The following is an 863-nucleotide window of genomic DNA, read 5'->3' on the forward strand; positions in this document are numbered from 1 at the left end:
GCAGTCATTAATTTAAATCCAACTCCGCAACCACAGAGTTCTTTATATGGATACGGACAGTCCTTTTGTTTTGGATTTAGAATAGCAACCGCTTTCGGAATTATTTCATCCGGCAGATGGTGGTCACAAACAATAAAATCTATCCCAAGAGAAGCTGCATAAGCAATTAAGTCTGCAGATTTAATTCCGCAATCCAGTGATATAATTAAACTGTGTCCCTGTTCTTTTGCGTAGTCTATTCCAATTTTTGAAACCCCGTATCCTTCCTTGTAACGATGTGGAATATAAAACTCAACCGATTCATGCAGCGATTGTATAAACTGAAACATCGATGCTACCGATGTGGTTCCATCTACATCATAATCGCCATAAACCATTATTTTTTCATTCTGATTTATGGCGCTGATGATTCTATTCACTGCTTTGTCCATGTCTTTCATTAACCATGGACTGTGTAAGTGTGAAAGTTCGGGTCTGAAGAATTCTTTTGCCAATTCATAATTGGTTATACCCCGCTGTACTAAAATGCTACAGATGATTGGATTGATTTTAATGACGGCTTGTAAGGAACGCGTTGCATCTTCGTTCTGAGGTAATATGTTCCACCTTTTCTGCATTAATAAGCCCTGTCTGTAGTGTAACGTACCAATTCTTCCAAAGCATCTCTAACTTCAGAAGGAGGAAACTGATACAGGATTTCCAATGCTTCATCTCTGTAGGCAAACATTTTCCGGGTTGCATAGGCAATGCCGCCAAGCTCTTCTACCTGACTTATTACAAAAGCCACTTTATCCTTTTGCGTATTCTGGTTTTTATGATGTAAATAATTTTCTTCCTGATTTCAGGAGTACAATTATTTAGAA

General features: G+C 38.1%; 2 protein-coding genes. Both read right to left on the bottom strand.

The genetic code is table 11. The features are described from left to right. On the bottom strand, positions 1 to 617 hold a 617-nt coding region (locus P767_RS15165; protein WP_037352025.1), incomplete at its 3' end, for a single-stranded-DNA-specific exonuclease RecJ. Next, complete coding sequence (locus P767_RS18225) at positions 617 to 787, bottom strand: hypothetical protein (RefSeq protein ID WP_157611294.1); 171 nt, start codon at positions 785 to 787, stop codon at positions 617 to 619. The genes P767_RS18225 and P767_RS15165, both read right to left, overlap by 1 nt. Between the last annotated feature and the right edge of the window lie 76 nt (positions 788 to 863).

It is taken from the genome of Sediminibacterium salmoneum NBRC 103935, assembly GCF_000511175.1.
GTDB lineage: Bacteria > Bacteroidota > Bacteroidia > Chitinophagales > Chitinophagaceae > Sediminibacterium > Sediminibacterium salmoneum.